At 67.0% G+C, this 22490-nt stretch carries 22 protein-coding genes and 1 tRNA gene; 5 read left to right on the top strand and 18 right to left on the bottom strand.

Annotation, left to right across the window (positions count from 1 at the left end; all coding sequences use genetic code 11):
• Window positions 1-20: 20 nt before the first annotated feature.
• The 5 genes from JNL31_RS07135 to hmgA form a co-directional block, all read right to left on the bottom strand.
• Window positions 21-209 (bottom strand): DUF2783 domain-containing protein, encoded by a 189-nt coding sequence (locus tag JNL31_RS07135; RefSeq protein ID WP_294971605.1) that lies wholly within the window; start codon window positions 207-209, stop codon window positions 21-23.
• Entirely contained in the window at window positions 206-1756 is a 1551-nt protein-coding gene (locus JNL31_RS07130) for an FAD-dependent oxidoreductase (protein WP_294971603.1), read from the bottom strand. Before JNL31_RS07130 ends, JNL31_RS07135 begins: the two co-directional genes overlap by 4 nt.
• 3 nt (window positions 1757-1759) lie before the next feature.
• The gene (locus JNL31_RS07125) at window positions 1760-2710 is read right to left on the bottom strand and encodes an MBL fold metallo-hydrolase (protein ID WP_294971601.1); all 951 of its coding nucleotides are present in this window, start codon (window positions 2708-2710) and stop codon (window positions 1760-1762) included.
• Window position 2711: 1 nt separating this feature from the next.
• The gene (gene fahA / locus JNL31_RS07120; protein ID WP_294971597.1) at window positions 2712-3968 is read right to left on the bottom strand and encodes a fumarylacetoacetase; all 1257 of its coding nucleotides are present in this window, start codon (window positions 3966-3968) and stop codon (window positions 2712-2714) included.
• Window positions 3969-4034: 66 nt separating this feature from the next.
• Window positions 4035-5399 (bottom strand): homogentisate 1,2-dioxygenase, encoded by a 1365-nt coding sequence (hmgA, locus tag JNL31_RS07115; RefSeq protein ID WP_294971594.1) that lies wholly within the window; start codon window positions 5397-5399, stop codon window positions 4035-4037.
• 98 nt (window positions 5400-5497) lie between these two features.
• Between hmgA and maiA the strand changes: the two genes are divergently transcribed.
• Both maiA and JNL31_RS07105 read left to right on the top strand, forming a co-directional pair.
• Window positions 5498-6133 carry a maleylacetoacetate isomerase gene (gene maiA / locus JNL31_RS07110; RefSeq protein WP_294971592.1) on the top strand — a complete coding sequence of 212 codons (636 nt, stop codon included), beginning with the start codon at window positions 5498-5500 and terminating at the stop codon, window positions 6131-6133.
• A 1-nt stretch (window position 6134) separates the two neighbouring features.
• Complete coding sequence (locus JNL31_RS07105; protein WP_294971589.1) at window positions 6135-6617, top strand: MarR family winged helix-turn-helix transcriptional regulator; 483 nt, start codon at window positions 6135-6137, stop codon at window positions 6615-6617.
• On the opposite strand, the gene JNL31_RS07100 is transcribed toward JNL31_RS07105, so the two are convergent.
• From JNL31_RS07100 to JNL31_RS07075, 6 genes are all read right to left on the bottom strand, one after another.
• The gene (locus JNL31_RS07100) at window positions 6604-7311 is read right to left on the bottom strand and encodes a hypothetical protein (RefSeq protein ID WP_294971586.1); all 708 of its coding nucleotides are present in this window, start codon (window positions 7309-7311) and stop codon (window positions 6604-6606) included. The two genes, JNL31_RS07105 and JNL31_RS07100, sit on opposite strands and share 14 nt — an antisense overlap.
• 77 nt (window positions 7312-7388) lie before the next feature.
• Window positions 7389-8603 (bottom strand): NAD(P)/FAD-dependent oxidoreductase, encoded by a 1215-nt coding sequence (locus tag JNL31_RS07095; protein WP_294971583.1) that lies wholly within the window; start codon window positions 8601-8603, stop codon window positions 7389-7391.
• Window positions 8604-8704: 101 nt separating this feature from the next.
• Window positions 8705-9376, bottom strand: a complete 672-nt coding sequence (locus JNL31_RS07090) for a DUF1028 domain-containing protein (protein WP_294971581.1) — start codon at window positions 9374-9376, stop codon at window positions 8705-8707.
• Window positions 9373-9795: a RidA family protein gene (locus JNL31_RS07085; RefSeq protein ID WP_294971577.1), complete on the bottom strand. Its 423-nt coding sequence runs from the start codon at window positions 9793-9795 to the stop codon at window positions 9373-9375. The genes JNL31_RS07090 and JNL31_RS07085 overlap by 4 nt, the downstream gene beginning before the upstream one ends.
• A 145-nt stretch (window positions 9796-9940) precedes the next feature.
• Entirely contained in the window at window positions 9941-12022 is a 2082-nt protein-coding gene (locus tag JNL31_RS07080) for an FAD-dependent oxidoreductase (RefSeq protein ID WP_294971574.1), read from the bottom strand.
• Window positions 12019-12777: a nitrilase-related carbon-nitrogen hydrolase gene (locus tag JNL31_RS07075; RefSeq protein ID WP_294971571.1), complete on the bottom strand. Its 759-nt coding sequence runs from the start codon at window positions 12775-12777 to the stop codon at window positions 12019-12021. Before JNL31_RS07075 ends, JNL31_RS07080 begins: the two co-directional genes overlap by 4 nt.
• Window positions 12778-12873: 96 nt before the next feature.
• On the opposite strand from JNL31_RS07075, the gene JNL31_RS07070 reads away from it, so the two are divergent.
• Entirely contained in the window at window positions 12874-13719 is an 846-nt protein-coding gene (locus JNL31_RS07070; RefSeq protein ID WP_294971568.1) for a helix-turn-helix transcriptional regulator, read from the top strand.
• Here JNL31_RS07070 and phoU read toward each other — a convergent pair.
• The 7 genes from phoU to JNL31_RS07035 all read right to left on the bottom strand — a co-directional run bounded on the left by phoU (window position 13653) and on the right by JNL31_RS07035 (window position 21956).
• A complete protein-coding gene (gene phoU, locus JNL31_RS07065; protein ID WP_294971566.1) occupies window positions 13653-14360 on the bottom strand; it encodes a phosphate signaling complex protein PhoU in 708 nt (235 codons plus the stop codon). The two genes, JNL31_RS07070 and phoU, sit on opposite strands and share 67 nt — an antisense overlap.
• Before the next feature lie 28 nt (window positions 14361-14388).
• A complete protein-coding gene (gene pstA / locus JNL31_RS07060) occupies window positions 14389-15735 on the bottom strand; it encodes a phosphate ABC transporter permease PstA (protein ID WP_294971564.1) in 1347 nt (448 codons plus the stop codon).
• Window positions 15732-17192, bottom strand: coding sequence for a phosphate ABC transporter permease subunit PstC (pstC, locus tag JNL31_RS07055; RefSeq protein WP_294971561.1), 1461 nt, complete (start codon window positions 17190-17192; stop codon window positions 15732-15734). The genes pstA and pstC overlap by 4 nt, the downstream gene beginning before the upstream one ends.
• A gap of 69 nt (window positions 17193-17261) precedes the next feature.
• The gene (locus tag JNL31_RS07050; protein WP_294971558.1) at window positions 17262-18311 is read right to left on the bottom strand and encodes a substrate-binding domain-containing protein; all 1050 of its coding nucleotides are present in this window, start codon (window positions 18309-18311) and stop codon (window positions 17262-17264) included.
• 122 nt (window positions 18312-18433) lie between these two features.
• Complete coding sequence (locus tag JNL31_RS07045) at window positions 18434-20023, bottom strand: GMC family oxidoreductase N-terminal domain-containing protein (RefSeq protein WP_294971555.1); 1590 nt, start codon at window positions 20021-20023, stop codon at window positions 18434-18436.
• Complete coding sequence (locus JNL31_RS07040) at window positions 20020-21420, bottom strand: aldehyde dehydrogenase family protein (RefSeq protein WP_294971552.1); 1401 nt, start codon at window positions 21418-21420, stop codon at window positions 20020-20022. Before JNL31_RS07040 ends, JNL31_RS07045 begins: the two co-directional genes overlap by 4 nt.
• Window positions 21421-21473: 53 nt before the next feature.
• Window positions 21474-21956: a Hint domain-containing protein gene (locus JNL31_RS07035; protein WP_294971550.1), complete on the bottom strand. Its 483-nt coding sequence runs from the start codon at window positions 21954-21956 to the stop codon at window positions 21474-21476.
• Window positions 21957-22133: 177 nt separating this feature from the next.
• Between JNL31_RS07035 and JNL31_RS07030 the strand changes: the two genes are divergently transcribed.
• A tRNA-Leu gene (locus tag JNL31_RS07030) sits at window positions 22134-22218 on the top strand.
• 149 nt (window positions 22219-22367) lie between these two features.
• Window positions 22368-22490, top strand: a 123-nt coding sequence (locus JNL31_RS07025) for a trigger factor (protein ID WP_294971658.1), incomplete at its 3' end; no start/stop codon positions are given.

Genomic DNA, 22490 nt, shown 5'->3' with positions numbered 1-22490 from the left:
GCCAACCCACCAAACCTGCCTCACCCCGCCTCGCGGGCCAGCCTCAACGCCTCGGCAAAGACCTCTGCGCCGACATGGTTCATCAGCACAAGCACCAGCCGCGCGTTCAGCGCCTGCGTGTCTGCCTCGCTCAGCCCCTTGTGCGCGGCCAGCAACGCGGCATAGGCGGCGTCCGGGTCGGCGAGATTGGGCGTCAGGGTCAGGCTCATGTCCGGTCCTCCCAGATGGCCGCATGGGCCGCAGCGATGGCCTCGGGTGTGGCCGTCTGCCAGCGTGCCGCGACGATCTGGTCAGGCCGGATCAGGTACAGCGCCCGGGTGGCCCGGCCGAGATAGCGGGCGCGAACCTCGGGCGTCGCCTCCACGGCGAGCGTGGCAAGCTCCGGAACGCGGGGCGCAGGCTGACCGATGGCCAGCAGCACCGTCTCGCGCCCCAGCCGGTCGATCAGCCAGCCTTCGCCCAGCGGCGCGTCCGGCGCGACGGCACCGGGGCGCGCCGCGAAGGGCAGGGCCGCATCGTCCGGCCCGGTCAGCGGATAGGTGCAGGCCACCGACAGCCGCCCCGAATTGACCAGCGGCCGCGCGAAGGCCGCCTTGCCCGCCAGCGCCAGAACCGCATCGCGGAACAGCCGCTCCGCCCCCGGCGCGGGCGACATGAACCGGGTGGTCCGCGAGGAGTTCAGCAGGTTCTCGTCCGCCCCATGCTGCCGTTCCCGGTCATAGGCGTTCAGGATCGCCGGATCGGCCCCCTTCGTCACCGCCGCCAGCCGCCACCCCAGCGCATCCACGTCCTGCAACCCGCCATTGCCCCCGCGCGCCCCGAAGGGCGAGACGATATGCGCTGAATCACCGCAGAAGATCACCGGGCCATGCACGAACTTCGCCAGCCGCCGGCACTGGAAGGTGTAGACCGACACCCAGTCCAGCCGGAAATCGCTGTGCCCCACCGCCTTCTCGATCCGCGGGATCACCCGCTCCGGCTGCCGCTCGGCTTCGGGGTCGGCATCCCATCCCAGCTGCAGGTCGATCCGGTAGATGTTGTCCGGCTGCTTGTGCAGCAGCGCCGATTGCCCGGCATGGAAGGGCGGCTCGAACCAGAACCGGCGTTCCGAGGGAAAATCCCCCGTCATCTCGATATCGGCGATCAGGAAACGTTCCTCGAACAACTCGCCGTCGAAGTCGAGGCCCAACATCCCCCGGACATCGCTCCGCGCCCCGTCGCAGGCGACCAGATGATCCGCCTCCAGCCGGTAGGCCCCATCCGGCGTCTCCACCGTCAGCGCCACATGATCCGACCGCTCCACCGCCGTGACCTTGTTCTTCCAGCGCAAGTCGATCAGGCCGGGAAACTCCAGCGCCCGGTCGACCAGGTATTCCTCGACGTAATATTGCTGCAGGTTCACGAAAGCCGGCATCTTGTAGCCCGGCTCGGGCTGCAGGTCGAAGTTCCAGACCTCCTGATCCCGGTGCAGGGTCCGCCCGACCTTCCAGACGACACCCTTGTCCACGCAGCGCTGCCCGACGCCCAGCCGGTCCAGTACCTCAAGCGCCCGCTTCGACCAGCAGATCGCGCGGCTGCCGACCGAGACGACGTTGTTGTCGTCCAGCACCACCGAGGGCACGCCGAACTGCGCCAGGTCGATCGCCAGCGCCAGCCCGATCGGACCGGCCCCGACGATCACCACCTTGTGCCGCGGCTCGGGCGTGGTCAGGCCGGGCGGCGCGACATAGGGAAAGGGGCGATAGTCATATGGCATGGCTCATCCCTGAAGTGCCGCCCACATCTCCAGATCGCGCTGGGCGGTCCAGATGCGGGGGTGGTGGATGCCGCGCGCCTCGTCATAGGCGCGGGCGACGTTGAACGGCAGGCAGTGCTCGTAGATCGCGTAGTCCCTGAACTTCGGGTCGCATTCCGCGCGACAGGCGTCCCAGGCTTCCTTCAGCGAGCCATTGCGCGCCGCCACCCGCGCCACCGGCTTGTAGGTGCTGTCGACGAAGTCCTTGGTCCGGTCCAGCGCCCCGTTCACCGCCTTGCGCCCAACGACCGCATCCCCGCGCCCCGGAGCAATCGCGTCGAGGTCATAGGCCCGGATCGCCTCCAGCGTGCCGCCCCAGTCGGCGAAATGCCCGTCGCCGCAGTAACAGGCCGAGTGCGCCTCGACGATGTCGCCGGTGAACATCACGTTCTGGTCGGGGACATGGATCACCGCATCCCCCGCAGTATGCGCTCGGCCCAGTTGCAGGATGTCGACCCGCCGCCTGCCCAGCCAGACCGTCATCTTCCCGTTGAAGGTGGTGGTCGGCCAGGTCAGGCCGGGGATCGACTCGTGCCCCTGGAACAGGCGCGGGAAACGCTGGAACTCGCTGTCCCAGTCCTCCTGCCCCCGCTCGGCGACCATGTTGCGGGCGGCCTCCGACATGATCACCTGCGGGGCCTTGAAAGCACTGGCGCCCAGCACCCTGACCGCGTGGTAATGCGTCAGCACGACATGGCTGATCGGCTTGTCCGTCACACCCCGGATGCAGTCGATCACCTTCTGCGCCAGACGCGGCGTCGCCTGAGCCTCCACCACCATCACGCTGTCATCGCCGATGATCACCCCGCTGTTGGGGTCGCCCTCGGCGGTGAAGGCATAAAGCCCGTCGCCCACTTCGGTGAAGCTGATCTTCTTCTCCGCAAGGTCGCCCTGCGATGCGAAAGCCTTTGCCATTTCAGTTCCTTGCGTAAGGGTCTTCAAGTGCCGGTAGAAGTTTGCCGCTGCACTCGCCAAAGCCGATCCGGTAGCCATCGCCCTGCGCCTGACCGCGCAGCACCAGCGTGTCGCCGTCCTCGATGAAGCTCCGCGTCCCGCCATCCACGGCAATCGGTTCCTTGCCGCCCCAGGACAGTTCCAAGAGGCTCCCGCGCGACTCCTTCGTCGAGCCCGAGATGGTTCCCGACCCCAGCAGGTCGCCCGCATTCATCGGACAGCCGCTTGTCGTATGATGTGCCAGCTGCTGCGCGGCCGAGTAGTACATCTCGGCGTAATTGGTCCGCGAAATCACCGTCTCGCGGCCCCCTTCGGGCGTCAGCCCGACTTCCAGCGCGATGTCGTAGAGCATCGGCCCCGGCTCCTGCAGATGCGGCAGAAGCGGCACCTCGCGCGGCGGGGTGGAACAGCGGAACGGCTCCAAAGCCGCCTTCATCACGATCCAGGGCGAGATCGTCGTCGCCGTCGCCTTGGCCTGGAACGGCCCGAGCGGCTGGTACTCCCAGGCCTGGATGTCCCGTGCCGACCAGTCGTTCAGAAGCACATAGCCGAAGATCATCGCATCCGCCTCGGCCACCGTCACCGGCCCGTCGCTCGGCACCCCCACCACCGCGCCCAGCTCCAGCTCGATGTCGAAGCGGCGCGAGGGCTGGAAGACGGGAGCCGCATGGTCCGGCCCCTTCACCTGCCCCCAGGGCCGCCGCACCGGGGTGCCGGACACCACCACGGACGAGGCCCTTCCGTTATAGCCGATCGGGATATGCAGCCAGTTCGGCGGCAGGGCGTTCTCCGCCCCCCGGAACATGGTGCCGACGTTGGTGGCATGGTGCCGCCCGGCGTAGAAGTCGGTGTATTCGCTGATGAGGTAAGGCAGGTGCAATTCCACGCCCGCCAGCGGCACCAGATGCGGCTCCACCGCCGCCCGCTCCGCCGCACCCTCCACCAGCAGTGCCGTCAGCCGCGCCCGCAGCGCCGCCCAGACCGCAGGTCCGGCCTCCATCACCTCGTTCCAGTAGGGCACGTCCAGCAGCGGCGCGCCGGGAAGCTCCAGAAGCCCCGCCTCCTCCAGCGCGGCCACGTCCAGCACGAAATCCCCGATGGCCACGCCGCAACGGGCCTCCTCGTCTGGCGTCGAGAACACCCCGCAGGGCAGGTTGTTCAGCGGAAACGGCTGGTCCGGCGCATTGGCGCTGTCGACCCAGGAACGAAGAAGCGGCATCGGCCCTCTTTCATACTGGTTGAAATATCCCGGGGGTCCGGGGGCTGGCCCCCGGTCCGCCGCCCGTCACTTGACGCCCGGCGTCCCGTCGAACTTCTTCTCCAGCGACCCCCAGCAGTCGATGTAATCCTCCTGCAAGTGCCCCGCCTGCGCCGCAAAGGGCGTCAGGTGCTGCGGGAAGCGGGTCTCGAACATGAAGCTCATCGTCTCGGACTGGCGCACCGGCACCATCGGCTCGTTCGAGGCATGCTCGAAGGCGTTCCTGTCCGGCCCGTGCGGCAGCATGCAATTGTGCAAGGACATGCCCCCCGGCACGAAGCCCTTGGGTTTTGCGTCGTAGACCCCGTAGATGTTGCCCATCAGTTCGGACATGACGTTCTTGTGGTACCACGGCGGCCGGAAGGTGTTCTCCGCCACCATCCAGCGCTCGCGGAAGAGGACAAAGTCGATGTTCGCCGTCCCCTCGATGCCCGACGGCGCGGTCAGCACGGTGAAGATCGACGGGTCCGGGTGATCGAACAGCACCGCGCCCACCGGGCAGTAGGTGTCCAGGTCATACTTGCAGGGCGCATAGTTGCCATGCCAGGCCACCACGTCCAGCGGCGAATGACCGATCTCTGTCTCATGGAACTGCCCGCACCATTTCACCGTCACGGTCGAGGGCACCTCGCGATCCTCGAAGGCCGCGACCGGGGTCTTGAAGTCGCGCCGGTTCGCCATGCAGTTGGCCCCGATCGGCCCGCGTCCCGGCAGGATGAACTTCTGCCCGTAGTTCTCGCAGACGAACCCCCGCGCCGGGCCCTCCAGCACCTCGACCCGGTAGACCAGCCCCCGCGGCAGGATCGCGATCTCCCGCGGCTCCAGGTCGATCACCCCCAGCTCGGTGCAGAACCGCAGTCGGCCCTCCTGCGGCACGACCAGCAACTCGCCGTCGGCCGAGAAGAAATAGGCATCCTCCATCGAGGCATTCACCAGATACATATGGCTCGCCATGCCGGTCTGGGTGTTCACATCCCCCGCCGTCACCATCGTCCGCATCCCGGTGATCCAGGTCAGCTTCTGGTCGGCGGGCACGGCCACCGGATCCCAGCGGTACTGGCCAAGGCTGATGATGTCGGGGTCGATGCAGGGCGCCGACTTCCAGAACGGCACCTCGATCTTGCGGAACCGATGCGTATGCTTGACCGAAGGCCGGATGCGGTAGCACCAGGTCCGTTCGTTCTGGTGGCTCGGCGCGGTGAAGGCGGTGCCCGACAGCTGCTCGCCGTACAGCCCGTAGTTGCATTTCTGCGGGCTGTTCATGCCCTGCGGCAGCGCGCCCGGCAGGGCCTCGGTCTCGAAATCGTTGCCGAAGCCCGGCATGTAGCCCTCATGCGGGCCAGTGACGCTTGCGGCACGGATCATGCCCTTCGGAAGCGCGTGCTGAGTCATCGAAACCTCCTCCCCCGGAATGAGTCGATTAATAGTTGCAACTGCAACCAAGTCAAGCTTAACATGACAAGCAATTCGCAATCGACTACAGCCAGCCCATGACCGACCTGATCCTCTACGACTACTGGCGCTCCTCCTCGGCCTACCGGGTGCGGATCGGGCTGAACCTGCTGGGGTTGCCCTACCGCTCAATCCCGGTCGACCTGACCACCGGCGCACAGCGCGATCCGGCCCACCTCAAGGCCAACCCGCAGGGCCTGGTCCCGGTGCTGGAAATCGACGGCCTCCGCCTCACCCAGTCGCTTGCGATCCTCGAATACCTCGACGAAACCCGCGCCGCGGGCTTCCTGCCGAAAGCCCCCGCCGACCGCGCCCGCGCCCGCGCGCTGGCCCATGCCGTCGCGATGGAGATCCAGCCGGTCTGCAACCTCCGCGTCGCGCAACATGCGGTCAGCCTTGGTGGCAGCGCCACGACGGAAGGTTGGATGCGCCACTTCATCACCCTCGGCTTTCAGGGGCTGGAGCCGATGCTGACCGCACGTCCTGCCACCACTTTCAGCCACGGCGATAAACCAGGCCTTGCCGACCTCTGCCTTCTCCCCCAGGTCTACAACGCCCGCCGCTGGGGCGTCGATCTGGCCCCGTTCCCCCGCATCACGGCCATCTCGGACCGGATGGAGGCGCTGCCACAGGTTGCTGCCGCCCACCCCGACCGCGTGAAACCGGGGGAATGACATGGCACAGGGCGGCGATTTCGACCTGCAGGATTTTCTGCCCTACCTCCTGAACCAGGCCGCCGAGGCGACGAGCCGCGGCTTCCAGGCCACCTACCGCGCCCGCTACGGCCTGACCCGCACGCAATGGCGCGTCATGGCCAACCTCGGCCGCTTCGGCGCGATGACCGCCCGCGACATCTGCCGCCTCAGCCATATCGAGAAGACCAAGGTCAGCCGTGCCGTGTCAGGTCTGGAAGGCGAGGGACTCCTGACCCGCGTCACCAGCCCCGACGACCGAAGGGCCGAGAACCTGTCCCTCACTCCGAAAGGCCGCGCCGTCTTTGCCGAGATTGGGCAACAGGCGCTCGACTTCGATGCCGACCTGCGCGCCCGTCTCGGGCCCGAAGTGTCGGCCCGGATCGACGCGATCCTGCGCGAGATCATCACGCTTCATGCGGATGCCGAGGGCGACCCGCTGGCCCCTTCGCCTAGTTGGAAATGATCGCCACCACTTCGGCCGCGGAATCACGCACCAGTTTGCCCTCTGCAGTCCGATAGGTGCGCAAGCCTGCCTCGCGTCCGACCCTTGGCGTCCGCCCGACCGCAGCATAGGCCAGAGCCGCATCCGCATCGCTGACTTCGTTGCAGGCGTGCTTCTTCACCCAGAGGGCGTAGGAGAATGGGCTTGTGACCGCTCCCGTCACTATGGCGCCCGAAACGGCACTCTTCTTGACCCGACCGCTGTCCTCAAGCGCCTTGATGCTCTCGGCGATGATCTCGGCAGAATCCTCAAAGGTCAGATCCGCAATCTGACGGTATTCAGGATTCGCGCTGTCGTCGTTCAGGCATTGCCGCGCCCGGAACAGCCAGTCATGCACGATGTAGGCGGGACCGTAGTGCCACGGCGTCAGGCCATCGAACATCCGCGCGAAGGACGGGACTGATCCGCCATCGGTGTAGATCATCGACGGCGTGATCGTATTTCCCCTGTCCTTGCCCTCCGGACGGGTGAAGGTCAGCGGATCCCGCTGGGTCGGAACATAGACGAAGGTCCCGTCGCCAGAACCGTCCTGGGTGCCCTTCAACCAGACAACGGCCATCTCACCGCTGATCTTGCCGGGCTCGGTCTTGGCGTAATTAACATTGGCGCAGCCCGCAGTCAGCGACAGCAGGGCTGCGATGGCAAATCTCCACATGGCCTGCCTCCGTCATGAAATGCCGGAAGACTAGCACGAAACCGGAGCGGTCGGGGGGATGATATTGCCCCCCGCCATCACCCCCGCGCCGCGATCAGCCCCGCCAGCCGCTCCGAATCCTTCCAGGCGCCCCAGATGAAGGACGACCCCCGGCAGGACAGCCAGGGCAGGCCGACGAAATAAAGGCCGGGAATGACCGAGACGCCTTCCTTGTGGCGCGGGCGGCCATCCCCCTCGAACAGGTCGATGTCGATCCAGCCGAAATCCAGCTTGAAGCCGGTGGCCCAGATGATCGTGCCGATGCCTTCCTTTTTCAGGTCCAGTTCCAGCGCGGGATTCGTCACGCAGTCCGGCAGCGGCAACAGGTTGCGGGCCTCCGGCTCCTCGGGCAGGTCAAGGCCTTCGGCCTTCACATAGGCATCGGCCTCGTCCAGCACCGACAGATAGTTCCGGTCGCCGTTCTCGATGTTCGTGCGCAGGTCATTGGCGAAACGCAGCACGCCGTCGCGGTAGTCGCCCGCCCGGCCCAGAAGCGTGACGCCCAGCCCCGCGAGGCGACGGAAGTCCATCGTGGCCCCGCCATAGGCGCCCGAGACGGCGATGGTGATGTGCTCGGTGCCGGGGGCAGGGGCCTTCATGTCCCACTTGCCAAGCTTGCCCAGCCACCAGACGAAATCCTGTCCGCGATAGCGGCGCGGCGGGCGGTCATGCGGGCCGAGCGAGAGATAGACCTTGCGGCCCGCCCGCACCAGTTCCTCGGCGATCTGCGCGCCCGACGATCCCGCGCCCACAACCAGCACCGCACCCGCGGGCAGCGCCTCGGGGTTGCGGTAGGCGTTGGAATGCATCTGCACGATGCCGGGGTCGGTGACGACAGTCGGGATCACCGGCTTCTGGAACGGCCCGGTCGCGACGACCACGTTCTTCGCCTCGATCACGCCCCCGGCGGTGGTGGCGCGGAAGCCGTCGCCCTGCCGCTCCAGTTTCGTGACCGCGACCCCGGTGCGGATCGGCAGGCTGCGGTCCCCCGCGAAGCGCTGGAAATAGTCGGCAACCGATTCCTTCGGGGCGAAGGCGTCGGGGTCAAGCTCGGTGAACTCGGCATCGGGGAAGCGGTCGTGCCAGGCCGGGCCATTCGCGACCAGGCTGTCCCAGCGTTCGCTCCGCCAGCGTTCGGCGATGCGGTCGCGCTCCAGCACGATGTGCGGGACGCCCTGCTTCTGCAGATGGGTCGAGGTCGCGACCCCGGCCTGTCCGGCACCGATGACGAGGGTATGGGTGGTTTCGGTCATGACGCTTGCGTCCTCCCAGAAGTTAACGTTTCATGAATGCCCGCGCGCAAGGCATTGTTTTCATTGGACCGGTTTTTCTGTCCACCGTGGACACGTCAGCCTCACTCATCCCCCGGCACCCCGTAGGATGGGGCCTGGGTCGGATCCTCGGCGCGCTGGACGTAGGCGGCCATCTGCGGCGCATAGACGTCCCAGGCCCGCCGCAGCATCCCGATCGGATCCTCGGCCCAGTCGATCCGCAGGTCGATCAGCGGCCAGTCCAGCCGGTCGGCGACCTTCAACCCTGCCGAATGCACCGGCCCGGCCTCGCCCCCCGCCATCAGCCCTGCCTCCAGTGCCAGCATCAGCCGCTCGCCCAGATGCCCCTTCGATCCGGCGAAAGACTCCACCATCGCCATCGGCACCAGCTCGCTGGCCAGAAGATTTCCCCCCGCCGCGCAATCGTCAGCCCGCGCCTCTCCCCACAGGCCCAGCACCTGCCGTCCCGAATGGATCGCCGTCGCGCCGGTCGCGTCGACGACCAGCAGCTGCCGGTAGTCGATGAAGTCCCTGCCAGCCGTGACGGAAACCAAAGCCTCGGCCGCCCCCAGCCCCTTGGCGAGCATGTCCAGGACCTGCGGCCCGAGTGCGGGGTCGGTGATGTTCTGGCTGGCGACCGCCCCGACCCCGGCCCGGACATGGGCGCAGCGCGCCGCGACGGCCGGGGAGGACGAGGAGATCGCCATCCCGAACTGGCCGGTCTTCGCGCAGCGGGCGACGATGGAGAAGGTCATGCTTCGTCGTCCGGGATCACTGCGGTGCCGTCGATCTCGACCAGCCAGGAGGGCCGGGCAAGGGCCGTGACGACCACCCCGGTCGAGACCGGGTGCACACCCTTGATATACTCGCCCATCGTCCGGTAGACGGCTTCCCGGTGGCGGACGTCGGTCAGGTAGACCACGACCTTGCAGAGATGCTCCATCTTCCCGCCGACTTCTTCCAGCAGCTGGCGGATGTTCTGCATCACCTTGTGGGTCTGCTCCACCGGGTCATGGCTGCCGATGTCCTTGGCGGTGTCGAGGTCCTGCGGACACTGGCCGCGCAAAAAGACGGTTCGGCCCCGGGCGACGACGGCCTGGGCGAGGTCGTTGTCAAGCTTCTGCTCGGGGTAGGTGTCCTTGGTGTTGAACTTGCGATGGCGGAAGTGGGTCATTGTCGGTCCTTTGTGACGGGCGGTTGTCAAATTGAGCGCGTTCCGCGCATTCCTTTTGTCTCGCCTCTGCGCGCGAAGGGCGCGCAACCGGCTCGGGCGTGCTCCGCAGGGGATATTTGCGAACAGGTGAATGCGCTTTGTGCGGTCATGGCAAGAGCGAGGCTCCGGGGTCCAGTGCGGCAATTTCACGCCGGAAGGGCAAGGCGTCGCCATGATCGGGCTGGTCGAGGCCTTCGGCCCAGGCGCGACCGGCATAGGTCGCCCAGGCGATGGGGCCGGGGGCGGCGGCATCGCCGATCAGCTTCAGCGAGCGGATGCCCGCCCCCTGCCAGTCCAGCGCCTTCGCCCCGTGATAGAGCGCGTCGTCCGGAGTGCGGGAGGTGACATAGACGACTGCAACAGTGGCCAGGGTGGTTTCCCGGCCCGTCCAGGTGCAGCCGAGGGTGATCTCCGCCGCGCCGATGGCTTCGGGCGCCTTGCTCAGGTGGATTTCGACGCCGATCTCCATGAGCCGACGCATGATCGTGCCTTGCTCCAGCGTGTTGTCGGTCCATTCCGCAACCTTCACGGCGGGCGTGACGAAGTGGACGCGGTTGCCCTTCGCGACCAGAAGTTCGGCCAGGACCGAGCCCATGTAGAAATGATCGTCGTCGTAAAGCGTGACGGTCTGTCCTTCCGGGCAGCGTCCCGCCATCAGGTCGTCCGGAGTGTAGAGGGCCATCGCCGGGTCGGTCGGGATCGGATGCAGGTGGAGCCGCGCCACGGCGTCCCGGCGCCATGTCGCCCCGGTCGCGATGGCGACATGGTCGGCCCCCATGGCCAGGATGTCCTCGGGCGTCAGGCGGCTGTCGCGGTAGATTTCGACATCGGGCATCACCGCCATCTGGCCGGTGCGGTAGTCGGCGACGCGGCCCCAGGCGGAGAGGCCGGGGAGGAGCCGTTCCTTCGCGACGCGACCGCCGAGGGTGGTGGTGGCTTCGGCCAGCGTGACCTTGTAACCGCGCCGGGCGGCTTGCAGGGCAGCCTCAAGTCCGGTGGGACCGGCGCCGACGATCAGCACGCTTTCCGAAGCGCCCTTCGGGCGGGCGCGGTCGGGGTGCCAACCCTTGCGCCATTCCTCCATGAAGGCGGTGTTCTGGGTGCAGCGGCTGATGCCCTGCGTCATGTCTCCGCTCACGCAGATGTTGCAACCGATGCATTCGCGGATGTCCTCGTACCGGCCCTCCTGCACCTTGAGCGGCAGGAAAGGATCGGCGATGGAGGGGCGCGCGGCACCGATGAAGTCGAGGACGCCGGTCCTGATCTGCCGCACCATCGCGTCGGGCGAGGTGAAGCGGCCGACGCCGACAACGGGTTTCGAGGTCAGTTCCTTGATGCCGCGCACGAGGTCTTCCTGCGCGCCCTCGGGCTTGAAGCGGCTGGTGCCGGAGCAGTTTTCCCAGGTACCATGCGCGAGGTCCCAGATGTCGGGCAGGTCGCCGTTCATGGCGATGAAATCGCGCAGTTCGGCATTGGAGAAGCCGTAGGCCCCGGCTTCGTGCAGCGACATGCGCAAGGAGACGGCCAGTTCGCCCTTGGTGGTTTCACGAAGATCTTCAACCACTTCGCGCAGGAACCTGCCGCGGTTTTCCAAGGAGCCGCCATATTCGTCGTTGCGGTGGTTGGTGGCACGGGACAGGAAGTGTTGCAGGATGCCGAAGCCATGCGCGCCGTAAAGGCAGATCAGGTCGAACCCGGCCGTCTGGCTGCGGCGGAAGGCGTTGCGGAACCAGCGGCGGAGGTCGCGGATGTCTTCCTTGTCCATGGTGCGGGCCTGCACCGGGTCGGAGGTGAAGGTCAGGATCGGGCCGCCGGTCACGGCAAGCGGCACTTCGCGGGAGTAGAGGTTCGGGCCGTTGATGCCGCTGTAGGCGAGTTGAATGCCCGCAAGCGCGCCGTGCGACTTCATCGCCTCGGCCATGCGGGCCAGCGCGGGGATGTCCTTGTCCTCCCAGAGGTGCTGTTCGATGAAGGGGGTGATCTCGCTGGTCTGGTGGATCTCGGTCTGTTCGGTGAAGATCACGCCCCAGCCGCCCTCGGCCTTGGTGCGGCGCATTTCCACGACGGCGGACGGGTCGCGGTAACCGCCGCCATTGCAGTGCGGGACCTGGTAGAAGCGGTTCTTGGCAAGCTTCGGGCCGATTTGCAGCGGCGTGAACAGTATGTCGTGTGCGGGAAGGCGGGTCATTTCAGCACTCGCAGGTCGGCGGATTGGGTGGAAACCCGCGCCGGATCGCGGGGCGGGATTTCGGCGACAAGCAGGGTCGGCGTCTCGCCGGCCTGGGCCAGGATTTCGCCATGCGGCCCTGAGATGAGCGAGCTGCCGATGTAGGTCAGGTCGCCCTCGGTGCTACAGTAGTTGGCATAGGCGATGCTGAGGCCGTGGTTTGCGGCCATGGCCGGGACCGTGTGGCGGGCGACATGGGTGAAGGGGGCCATGTTCGCCGTGGGGCAGAGGATAAGGGTCGCACCGCGGTCGGAAAGCGACTTCACATGTGGTGCGAACTCCACATCGTAACATATCAGGATCGCTGTTGTTTTCCCGCCAAGCTGAAAGACGGGAAGGCTGTCTCCCGGCGTGTAGATCGCGCGTTCGCGCGGGCCGTAGAGTTGCACCTTGCGGTAGTTGCACAGAAGCGCTCCGTCGGGCCCGAAACAGGCGGCGGAGTTGAAGACCCGGTCGCCGTCGCGTTCGGCATAGCCGACGACAAGGGCGGTGCGGGCGGCCTCGGCTGCTGCGGAAAGGCGGCGGAGGGGCGGGCTGTCGAGGCCCATCGCGCGGGCGGCGATGTCGGGCTGGTTGTAGCCGTGCAGCCAGACTTCGGGCAGGACAAGGGCGGAGGCGCCCATCGCGGATGCGGCGGCAAGGGCGGCCTCGGCCTGGGCGCAGGCAGCGTCGATGTCGGCGGCGGGGGAAGGTCCCTGCCAGAGGGCCAGTCGCATCGGTCGGCTCCAGGTCTGGGGATACCCCCGTGAATCACGAAAATACTGTAGACCGAGCGAACACGGGGGGTATATACCCCCGTTGAGGTATGCAGGATGACCCAGCATGGCAGCATCGAGACTTGCGTGGCTGCGGCCATCTCCGGCCTGCGGCAGGACGGGTTCGCGGTGGCGCTCTGGGATCTCTTCGGTGCGCTGGCCAAGCCCGACAACCTGATCGTCATGGCTTACCGCGATGCCGGGCCGCCGCTGGTCCTGCTGCATCGGTCGGACAATCCGCGCGTCTTTGCCAGACTTGAAACGCTGTACCTGTCAGGCGCCTACCGGCTGGACCCGTATTATGAACTGCATCTCGCGCGGGTGACGGACGGCGCCTACCGCAGCCGGGACATTGCGCCGGACGCCTTTCAGCGCAGCCGCTATTTCACCGAGTATTTCGGTGCGACCACGCTGATCGACGAGATTGCCTTTGTCGTGCCGCTGGCCGAGGGACTGTCACTGAACCTGTGTCTCGGGCGGGATGCGCGATCCGGACGGGCGTTCTCGGCGGAGGATCTGGCGGCCTGTCAGCGCGTGAGCCCCGTGATTGCGGCATTGGCGCGTGCCGAATGGCGGGACCTGGAAAGCGATGCGAGGCCGGTCGAGGACACGCCCGCGCTGCTGATCCAGGCGGCGAAACGCAGGGGCATTGCACTGTCGCCACGGCAGGCGATGGTCGCGCTTCTGGTGTTGCGCGGCCATTCGACCCCGTCGATCGGGCTGAAGCTCGGGGTGTCGCCGCAGACGGTGAAGGTGTTTCGCAAACAGCTGTACCAGCGCTGCGGCATCTCCTCGCAGGCGGAACTGTTCTCGCTGATGCTGCCGCTGTTGAACGATCAGCCCTCCGCCTCGATTCCGGCCTTGGGGCGAGGGGCGGAGGGCAGGGTGCCGGTGGCGAGGTAGAGCGCCTGTTCGGCGATTGCGGTGGCGTGGTCGCCCGCGCGCTCGATGTTCTTGGCGATGAAATGCAGGTGCATCGAGGGGCCGATGTTGCCGGGGCTTTCCATCATGTAGGTAAAGAGCGACCGGAACAGGGTGTTGTAGATCTGGTCGATGTCCACGTCGCGCTTGCGGACGGACTCGGCCAGCCGGGCATCCTTCTGCACCAGCGCGCGGGTCGCCTCGTCCAGCATCCGGACCACCAGGCTGCTCATCCGCCGGATCGTGCCGGCGTGACCCTCGACCGGAGCCGAAGGGGGCAGGACACGGGTGCGCTTGGCGACGTTCTTGGCATAGTCACCGACCCGTTCCAGACTGTGAGCCGCGCGCATGACCGCCAGAACCCGGCGCAGGTCGCTGGCGGTGGGCGCGCGGCGGGCGATCAGGCTGGCGGCCTCGGTCTGGATGAACTCCTCAAGGTCGTCGATGGCGCTGTCGGCAGCGATAACCCTGTCGGCGGCCTGTGCGTCCAGCGTCTCCAGCGCAAGGGCGGCCTCGGTCAAGGCGTGTTCGGTCAGGCCGGAAAGCTGCAGGAAATGCGCCTGAAGCGCGGTCATGTCGCGATCGAAGGCCCCAAGGATATGTTGTTGGTCGGTGTCGGGCATCGGGTGCTCCTTCGTCATGGCGTGTCCCCTACCAGCGGCGTTCGAAGCGGCGGCGCAGAAGGATGGCCGCGACGTTCATGATCACGAGGAAGACGAGCAGCACGATGATCGCGCCGTTCGAACGCTCGATGAAGGCGGGATCGGCGCGGCTGGCCCAGCTGTAGACCTGCACCGGCAGGGCGGTCGCCGGGTCAAGGAAACCCTCGGGCGGTGGGGCGGGATAGTTGTCGACGAAGGCGACCATGCCAATCAGGAGGAGCGGCGCGGTTTCGCCAAGCGCGCTTGCAAGCCCGAGGATGGTGCCGGTCAGAATGCCGGGCATGGCAAGCGGCAGGACGTGGTGGAAAACGGTCTGCATCTTCGAGGCGCCGACCCCGAGAGCCGCGTCGCGGATCGAGGGCGGCACGGCGCGGATCGCGGCGCGGGTGGCGATGATGATCGTCGGCAGGGTCATCAGGCTGATCACCAGCGCGCCCACCACCGAGGAGGACTGCGGCATCCCGGCGAAGTTGATGAAGATCGCCAGCCCGAGGATGCCGAAGACGATGGAGGGCACGGCGGCAAGGTTCGAGATGTTGACCTCGACCGCGTCGGTCCAGCGGTTCTTCGGGGCGAACTCCTCAAGATAGATCGAGGCGGCAACCCCAACCGGCACGCACATGACAAGGACCATCAGCATCATGTAGGCCGAGCCGAGAAGGGCAACACCCAGACCCGCGGCCTCGGGCCGCTGGTCGGAAGCATCGGGGTTGGTGAAGAAGTCCCAGTTCCAGCGCGATGCGAGCAGACCCGCATCGCGCAGCTTTTCGGCCAGCCGCAGTTGCGCAGGAGAGATGAGGCTGTCGCGCTCGGCCGTTTCCAGGGTGACGCGGCCCTTGAGGAAGCCGTCGACCCGGCCTGCGGCCAGAACGGCGGGTGTGATCGTGGTGCCGACCAGCGCCGGATTGGCAAGGACATCGGCGCGGAGCTGGCCGGCCGCATCCTTCGAGATCAACTCGCCCGCCTGTTTGTCGGAAACGCCGTCTTCGGCGATGCCGCGGGCTGCAAGTTCCGCCACGAGCGCCTTGGCCAGCACCTTCTGGTATCCGACGGTCGTGACCTTGGCCATCTCGTCGCGGTTGCGGTTGCCCTTGGGATCCAGCACCTCGGCCGCAAGCTCGACCGGGAAGGTCAGCCGGGCCTGATGGAAGGCGGATACGCCGTCGCGCAGGATGGTGAACAGCATGGCGGCCAGCATCAGCAGCGAAATGGCGATGGCGACCAGGCCATAGATCCGGAAGCGCGCCTCGGTGGCATTGCGGCGCTTCATTTCGGCCGAGGCGGTCAGGATCGACCGCCTGGGGCGGCCCGGGGAGGTGGTGGAGATGTCGGTCATTCGTACTGCTCGCGGTAGGTCCGGACGATCCAGAGGGCGAAGATGTTGAGGCCAAGGGTGATGACGAAGAGCGTCATGCCAAGCGCGAAGGCGACGAGCGTTTCCGGTGCTGCGAAATCGGTGTCGCCGGTCAGCTGGCCAACGATCTTCACCGTCATCGTGGTCATCGCCTCGAACGGGTTCAGGGACAGTTTCGCGGCGGCACCGGCGCCCATGACGACGATCATCGTCTCGCCGATGGCGCGAGAGGCTGCCATCAGGATGGCGCCGACGATGCCGGGCAAGGCCGCGGGAAGGATCACCTGCTTCACCGTCTCGGACCTGGTGGCGCCGAGGCCGAGGCTGCCGTCGCGCAGGGACTGCGGCACGGCGTTGATGATGTCGTCCGAGAGCGAGGAGATGAAGGGGATGTTGAGGATGCCGATCACGATCCCGGCCGTCATGACGGAGGAACCGGAGTTGCCGAGGCCCAGGGGCGCTGCAAACCAGTCGCGCAGGAAGGGGCCAACGGTGACGAGGGCGAAGATGCCGAAGACCACGGTCGGAATGCCCGCGATGATCTCGATCAGCGGCTTGACCCAGTTGCGCACGGGTTTCGAGGCGTATTCGGCAAGGTAGATCGCGGCGAAGAGGCCGATGGGAATGGCGACCAGCATCGAGACAAGGGTGATGTACATCGTGCCCCAGATCAGCGGCAGGATGCCAAGATCCGAGCCGCCCCGGAAGTTCGGTGACCAGGTCAGGCTGAAGAAGAAGTCCTGGATCGGGTATTCCGAGAAGAAGTCCAGGGTTTCGCTGACCATCGACCAGACGATGCCGACGGTGGTGAGGATCGCGATGGAGGAAGCGGCGATCAGGAGCGCGAGGATGACCCGTTCCACCCGGTTGCGGGCGCGGAAGTCGCCGTGGGCGCGGGTGACACCACGGAAGAGCCCCAGGACCGCGAGTGCAAGGACCAGCACGGTCCGGCCCGCCGCGCCCCAGTGGGACTGGGTGCGGTAGTCCTGCGCAGCGGTCAGCACCTCGGGCGAGACCTCGCCACCAAGCGCCACGCCGACCGAAGCCAGCAGGTCCCGGACATCGGTGTCGCCCGTGCTCAGGCGGGTCGCCGCCTCGCCGCTCAGAAGGCCCTGCGCGATGGCCGCGTCGAGCCCCCCCGCCACCCGCCGCACATCGGCCATGGTCAGTTCGGCGCTGGTTGCGTCGGCGACCATCGCGGCAGGCAAAGTCGCGGAGACACGGCTTTCGACCAGGACCGGCTGCACGATCAGCCACAGGACAAGCGCCGAAAGCGCCGGAACCAGCACCGAGAGCGCGGCATACCAGCCGTAGTAGGCGGGAAGCGAGTGCAGGAGCCGGGGATTGCCCTGCACCGAAGCCAGGGCGCGCTGGCGGGCCAGGAACCAGGCGGCAAGGGCAAGGACGGCGATGGCGGCGAGGGTCGCAAGGACGGACATGAGCGCTTCCGCGGCTGAGAGGCAGGGAAGGACAGGGCGGAACCCGAAGGCCCCGCCCGATCGGTTGGCTTATTCGAGCGGACCCATCGGGGTTTCGGCGGCCACGGCATCCTGCGTCGCCTTCAGCTCGGGGTCCGAGACCAGGCCGTAGGCGGCGAGCGGGCCATCCGGGCCGGCCATGTCGTCCGACACGAAGAATTCGATGTATTCCTTCAGGCCGGGGATGACGCCGATATGGGCCTTCTTGACGTAGAAGTAGAGCGGACGCGACACCGGGTATTCTCCGCTGGCGATGGTCTCGGTCGAGGGCGTGATGCCCGAGATGGTGGCGACCTTCAGCTTGTCGGTGTTGTTCTGGTAGAACGACAGGCCGAACACGCCGATGGCGTTCTTGTCGGCATCGAGGCGGGCCAGCGTTTCGGTATAGTCGCCGTCGATATCGACCGATTTGCCGTCGGTGCGCAGCTCGTGGCACATCTTCTTGGCGTTGTCGCCCTTTTCCTTGTCGTCCTTGCCTTCGGCGGTCGCAAGGAACAGGTCCAGCGCGCCGGTTTCCTTGCAGCCCGCCTCGATGACCTTCACGTCGAAGACTTCGCGGGTGCCGTGCTTGGTGCCGGGGATGAAGGCCAGGATGTCCTGGGCGGGCAGGGCGGCGTTCACTTCCGCCCATTGCGCGGCGGCGTTGTCGGCCAGGGCACCATCCTTGGCGACCTTGGCGGCAAGCGCGTTGTAGACATCCGCAGGGGTCAGCGCGAAATCGGCGCCGCTCACGGCGCTGGCGAAGACGATGCCGTCATAGCCGATGCGGACCTCCATGATTTCGTCCACGCCGTTCGCCTTGCACAGGTCGATGTCCGACTGCGAGATGCGGCTGGAGGAGTTGGCTATGTCGACGGTGTTCTCGCCCACGCCCTCGCACAGTTTCTTGCGGCCGGCGCCCGAACCGCCACCTTCCACGACCGGCGACGGGAAGTCGAAGTTCTCGCCGAAGGCTTCGGCGACGATGGTCGCATAGGGCAGCACGGTCGAAGAGCCGGTGACCTGGATCTGGTCGCGGGCGGCGGCGGGCATCGCGGCGGCGAAGGCCAGGATCGACGCGGTGAGGTAGGCGGATTTCATCGGAACACTCCCAGGATCGTGCGGCCCGTCGAGGGCGGCATGACAGCGCTCTAGCCGCCCTGCGTGACGGACAGATATCAGGAATGTAAAAGCTGTGTGACAGCACGCCCCGCGACGCGGGATCAGGCGCGCGGGTCCAGCATCATCCGGGCGATGTTTTCGGCGATCATCATGGTGGGCGCATTGGTGTTCCCGGCGATGATCTGCGGCATCAGCGAGGCGTCCACGACGCGCAGACCCTCGACGCCCCGGACGCGGCCCTGCGGATCGGTGACGGAACCCGCGTCGCTGCCCATGCGGCAGGTGCCGACCGGGTGATAGATCGTCTCGGCCCGGGCGCGGATGTCGGCTTCAAGCTGGGTGTCGCTCACAACGGTCGAGCCGGGCAGTGTCTCGCGGCGGATGTGGCGGGCAAGGGCCGGGGCCTCGGCGATCCTGCGGGCGATCTTGAGGCCGTCCAGCACAACGGGCAGGTCGTCGGGATGCGACAGGTAGTTGGCCGCGATGCGCGGCGGGGCCATCGGGTCAGGGGTGGCGAGGCTGATCCTTCCCCGGCTTTTCGGCAGCAGGTCGCAGACATGCAGCGTCAGTCCATAGCCCAGCGACAGGCGTCTGCCGTGGTCGTGCAGGTAGGCTGGAATGAAATGGAATTGCAGGTTCGGACGATCGCGGGTGGGGTCGGATTTCAGGAATCCCCCGGCCTCGGCCACGTTCGAGGTGAACTCGCCCTGGCCCCGGCGCAGGTAGGCCCATGAGGCGCGGATCGCGCGGGGGAGGAACGAGGGCGCGATGCCGATGGCGGCGCGGTCGTTCAGGGCGGCCTGCACGGTGATGTCGAGGTGATCGGCGAGATTGGCCCCGACTTCGGGGGTGTCGTGCAGCACCGGGATGCCCATGGCCTGCAGGTTCGCGCCCGGCCCGATGCCCGACAGCATCAAAAGCTGCGGCGAGTTGATCGCACCGCCGGACAGGATGACCTCGCCACCCTCGCGCAACCGCAATTCGCGGGTGGCGAGCGTGACGCCGACGGCCCGGCGGCCCTCGAAGAGGACGCGGTGGACTTGTGCCTTCGGGATCAGCGTCAGGTTCGGGCGGTGCAGCGCGGGCTCCAGAAAGGCGCGCGCGGCGCTGAACCGGCGGCCGACGCGCTGCGTGACCTGATATAGTCCGACGCCGTCCTGACCCGCGCCGTTGAAGTCGGGGTTGACCGGAATCTGGCATTCGGCCCCGGCGCGGACGAAGTCCCGGCTCAGCGGGTTCGGCTGCCGCAGGTTCGACACTGTCAGCGGGCCGCCTTGCCCGTGGTGATCGTCGGTGATCGCCCGGTTGTCCTCCATGTCCTTGAAGATCGCGCGCACCCGGGGCCAGTCCCAGTCCTCTCCTGCCGCCGCAGCCCAGTCGCGGTAATCCTGGGGATGGCCGCGCATGTAGATCATCGCGTTGATCGAGGACGACCCGCCCAGCACCCGCCCGCGCGGCCAGTAGAGGCGACGGTTCATGAGGTGCGGTTCGGGCTCGGTCTCGTACCCCCAGTTCAGCCAGCGCATCCGGGCCAGCGCGGCAAGCCCGAAGGGCATGTGGATCATCGGGTTGCGGTCGGGCGGTCCGGCCTCGACCAGGCAGACCCGGGTGGCGGGGTTCCCCGACAGGCGGTTGGCCATGACGCAACCGGCGGACCCTGCGCCGACGATGATGTAGTCGAAGTCGTTCACCCGAGCACCCGCTTCAACAGGTGCACCAGCCGCATGACGCGCGGTCCGTAGGGCGGAAACAGGATCGGCAGCAAGAGAAAGCGGTTCCGCATCACCGCGCGCTCGTGGCTGAAGGCGCGGAACCCCGCCTCCCCATGCGCGGCGCCGATGCCGGAGCTGTTCACCCCGCCGAAGGGCAGGTTCAGGTGGGTGTAGTGCACGAGCGTCAGGTTGACGCCCACCGCGCCCGAGGTGGTGCGACGGATGATTTCGTCCGCCCCTGCGGCATCGCGGACGAAGATGTACAAGGCCAGCGGCTTGTCGCCCGCGTTGATTGCGTCAATGACCGTCTCGATCCGATCATAGGTCAGGACCGGCAGGACGGGACCGAAGATTTCCTCCCGCGAAAGCCGCATGTCGGGTGTCGTGCCCTCGATCAGGTGTGGGCCGACCAACTGGCCCGATTGCCCGCCCGCAAGGACCGGGGTCGCGCCCTTGTCCATCGCATCGGCGATCAGGGCCGACAGGCGTGCCGCATGGGCGGGATTGACGATTCGGGTCAGATATGGGCTCGCCTCGGCTGTTCCGTAGGCGCGGGCGATCCTGGCGCGAAGCGCGGTCAGGAAGGCGCCCCTGACCGAGGCGTGGACATAGAGGTGATCGGGCGAGATGCAGTTCTGTCCGGCGTTCAGGAACTTGCCGAAGGTGATCCAGTCTGCCGCCTGTTTCAGGTCGGCGCCGGGTCCGACGATCACCGGCGACTTGCCGCCAAGCTCCAGCGTGACGGAGGTCAGGTTCCGCGCCGCCGCTGCCATGACGATTCTGCCCACCGCCGGGCTGCCGGTGAAGAAGATGTGGTCGAAGGGCAGGGCCAGAAGCTCCTCCGCCACGGCCTTGTCGCCTTCGACCACGGTCACAAGATCGGGCGGGAAAGTGTCGGCGATCATCCGGGCGATGAGTGCGCTTGAGGTCGGCGTCAGTTCCGACGGCTTCAGGATCGCCGCATTCCCGGCAGCAAGGCAGGAGGCCAGCGGCCCGAGCGCCAGGTGAAAGGGCAGGTTCCAGGGCGCGATGATCAGGCAGGTGCCGCGCGGCTGCGCCTCGATATGGGCCGAGGAGCCGAAAGTGGCCAGCGTCGGCCAAACCCGGCGGGGCTTCATCCAGCGGCGCAGGTGGCGGCGGGCGTGGCGGATTTCCTGCAAGGTGTTGAGGTAATCCATCAGGATCGCCTCGGCCTCGGGGCGGCCAAGGTCGGTGGCGAGGGCAGCAGTGATGGCGGCCTCGTTCCGCCGCACGACTTTGGCCAGCCGATCGAGCGCGGCGCGGCGTTCCGAAAGCCCAAAACCCGCGCGACGGGCGTCGTTCCCCGCCTTCATTGCGGTGAAAAGCGCGGCGATGTCCGGGCGCGGATTGTCCATGGCGCGACCTTAGCCGATCCGCGGGCCAAGCCCAGTGCGACGCAACGTCAGGGTCAGGCCAGTTCCGGCAGGAAGGCGGGGCAGGCGAGTTCCAGCCCCTCGGCGTAGATCACTTCCTCGTCGTCGAAGCGCAGGGTGAACAGCCGGGCGCTGCGATGGGTCTCGACGCAGATGAATTCGCCATCGGCCAGCCGGGCGGCGGGAATGGCCGCAACCGGCGCGCCGTACAGCGCCTCGGCCCGCCAGTCGCGGATGATCACCGGCTGGTCAGGCGACAGAAGCAGGTCCTGGTCGGGCCGGTCATGCCCCATGGTCGAAGCGCGGATCCGCACCAGCCTGACCATCTTGCGCACCGCGACCGACACCGAGACCAGCCGCCGCGCACCCGCCCGCGTCACGATGCGGTCGCCGGGCATCAGGTATTCGACGGGGAGCACGCCCTCCAGCGTCCGCACCCTGCTGCCCGCCAGCATCCCCGGCGCGGGTGGCAAACCGGCGCCCCCTAGCGTTCTGGAAAACGGCGCGTTGGCGTCCATTTCCGGTCCCTCAACATCTGTCCTGCCGTCACCTTCGCCAAGCTTTGTGGTCGGCTTTCGATGCGGGTTCGGTCATTTCGGGGCAGTTGTGGCCTGATCCCGCTTCGGTTGTGGCGCAAATGGGGCGGCGTTTTTCTCTCTCGCCCCTGGCGGTGTGCTTTGCTAGAAGACCGCCATGCGGGTGTGGCGAAACTGGTAGACGCACTGGATTTAGGTTCCAGCGCCGCAAGGCATGGGGGTTCAAGTCCCTTCACCCGCACCAGCGCCTGCCCGCGTCAGGGCTGGCGATTCCCCCTTACATCGGACGGAAGGCTTTGCTAGAAGGCCCGCGATCGCGCGCAGGGCCTTGGTCCTGTGCCGTTGACCTATTGCGCATCAGCGCCCGAGAGAAGCTAGGAAGGACGTCCCCCCATGCAGGTCACCGAGACCCTGAACGAAGGCCTCAAGCGCGGCTACACCATCACGGTGACGGCGGCCGAACTGGACGCGAAGGTCCAGGAAAAGCTGATCGAGGCGCAGCCCGAGGTCGAGATC

The organism is Tabrizicola sp., assembly GCF_016792905.1.
Classification (GTDB): Bacteria; Pseudomonadota; Alphaproteobacteria; order Rhodobacterales; family Rhodobacteraceae; genus Tabrizicola.
The sequence above is the reverse complement of the archived record's forward strand: the minus strand, read 5'-3'. Positions and strand labels throughout refer to the sequence as shown.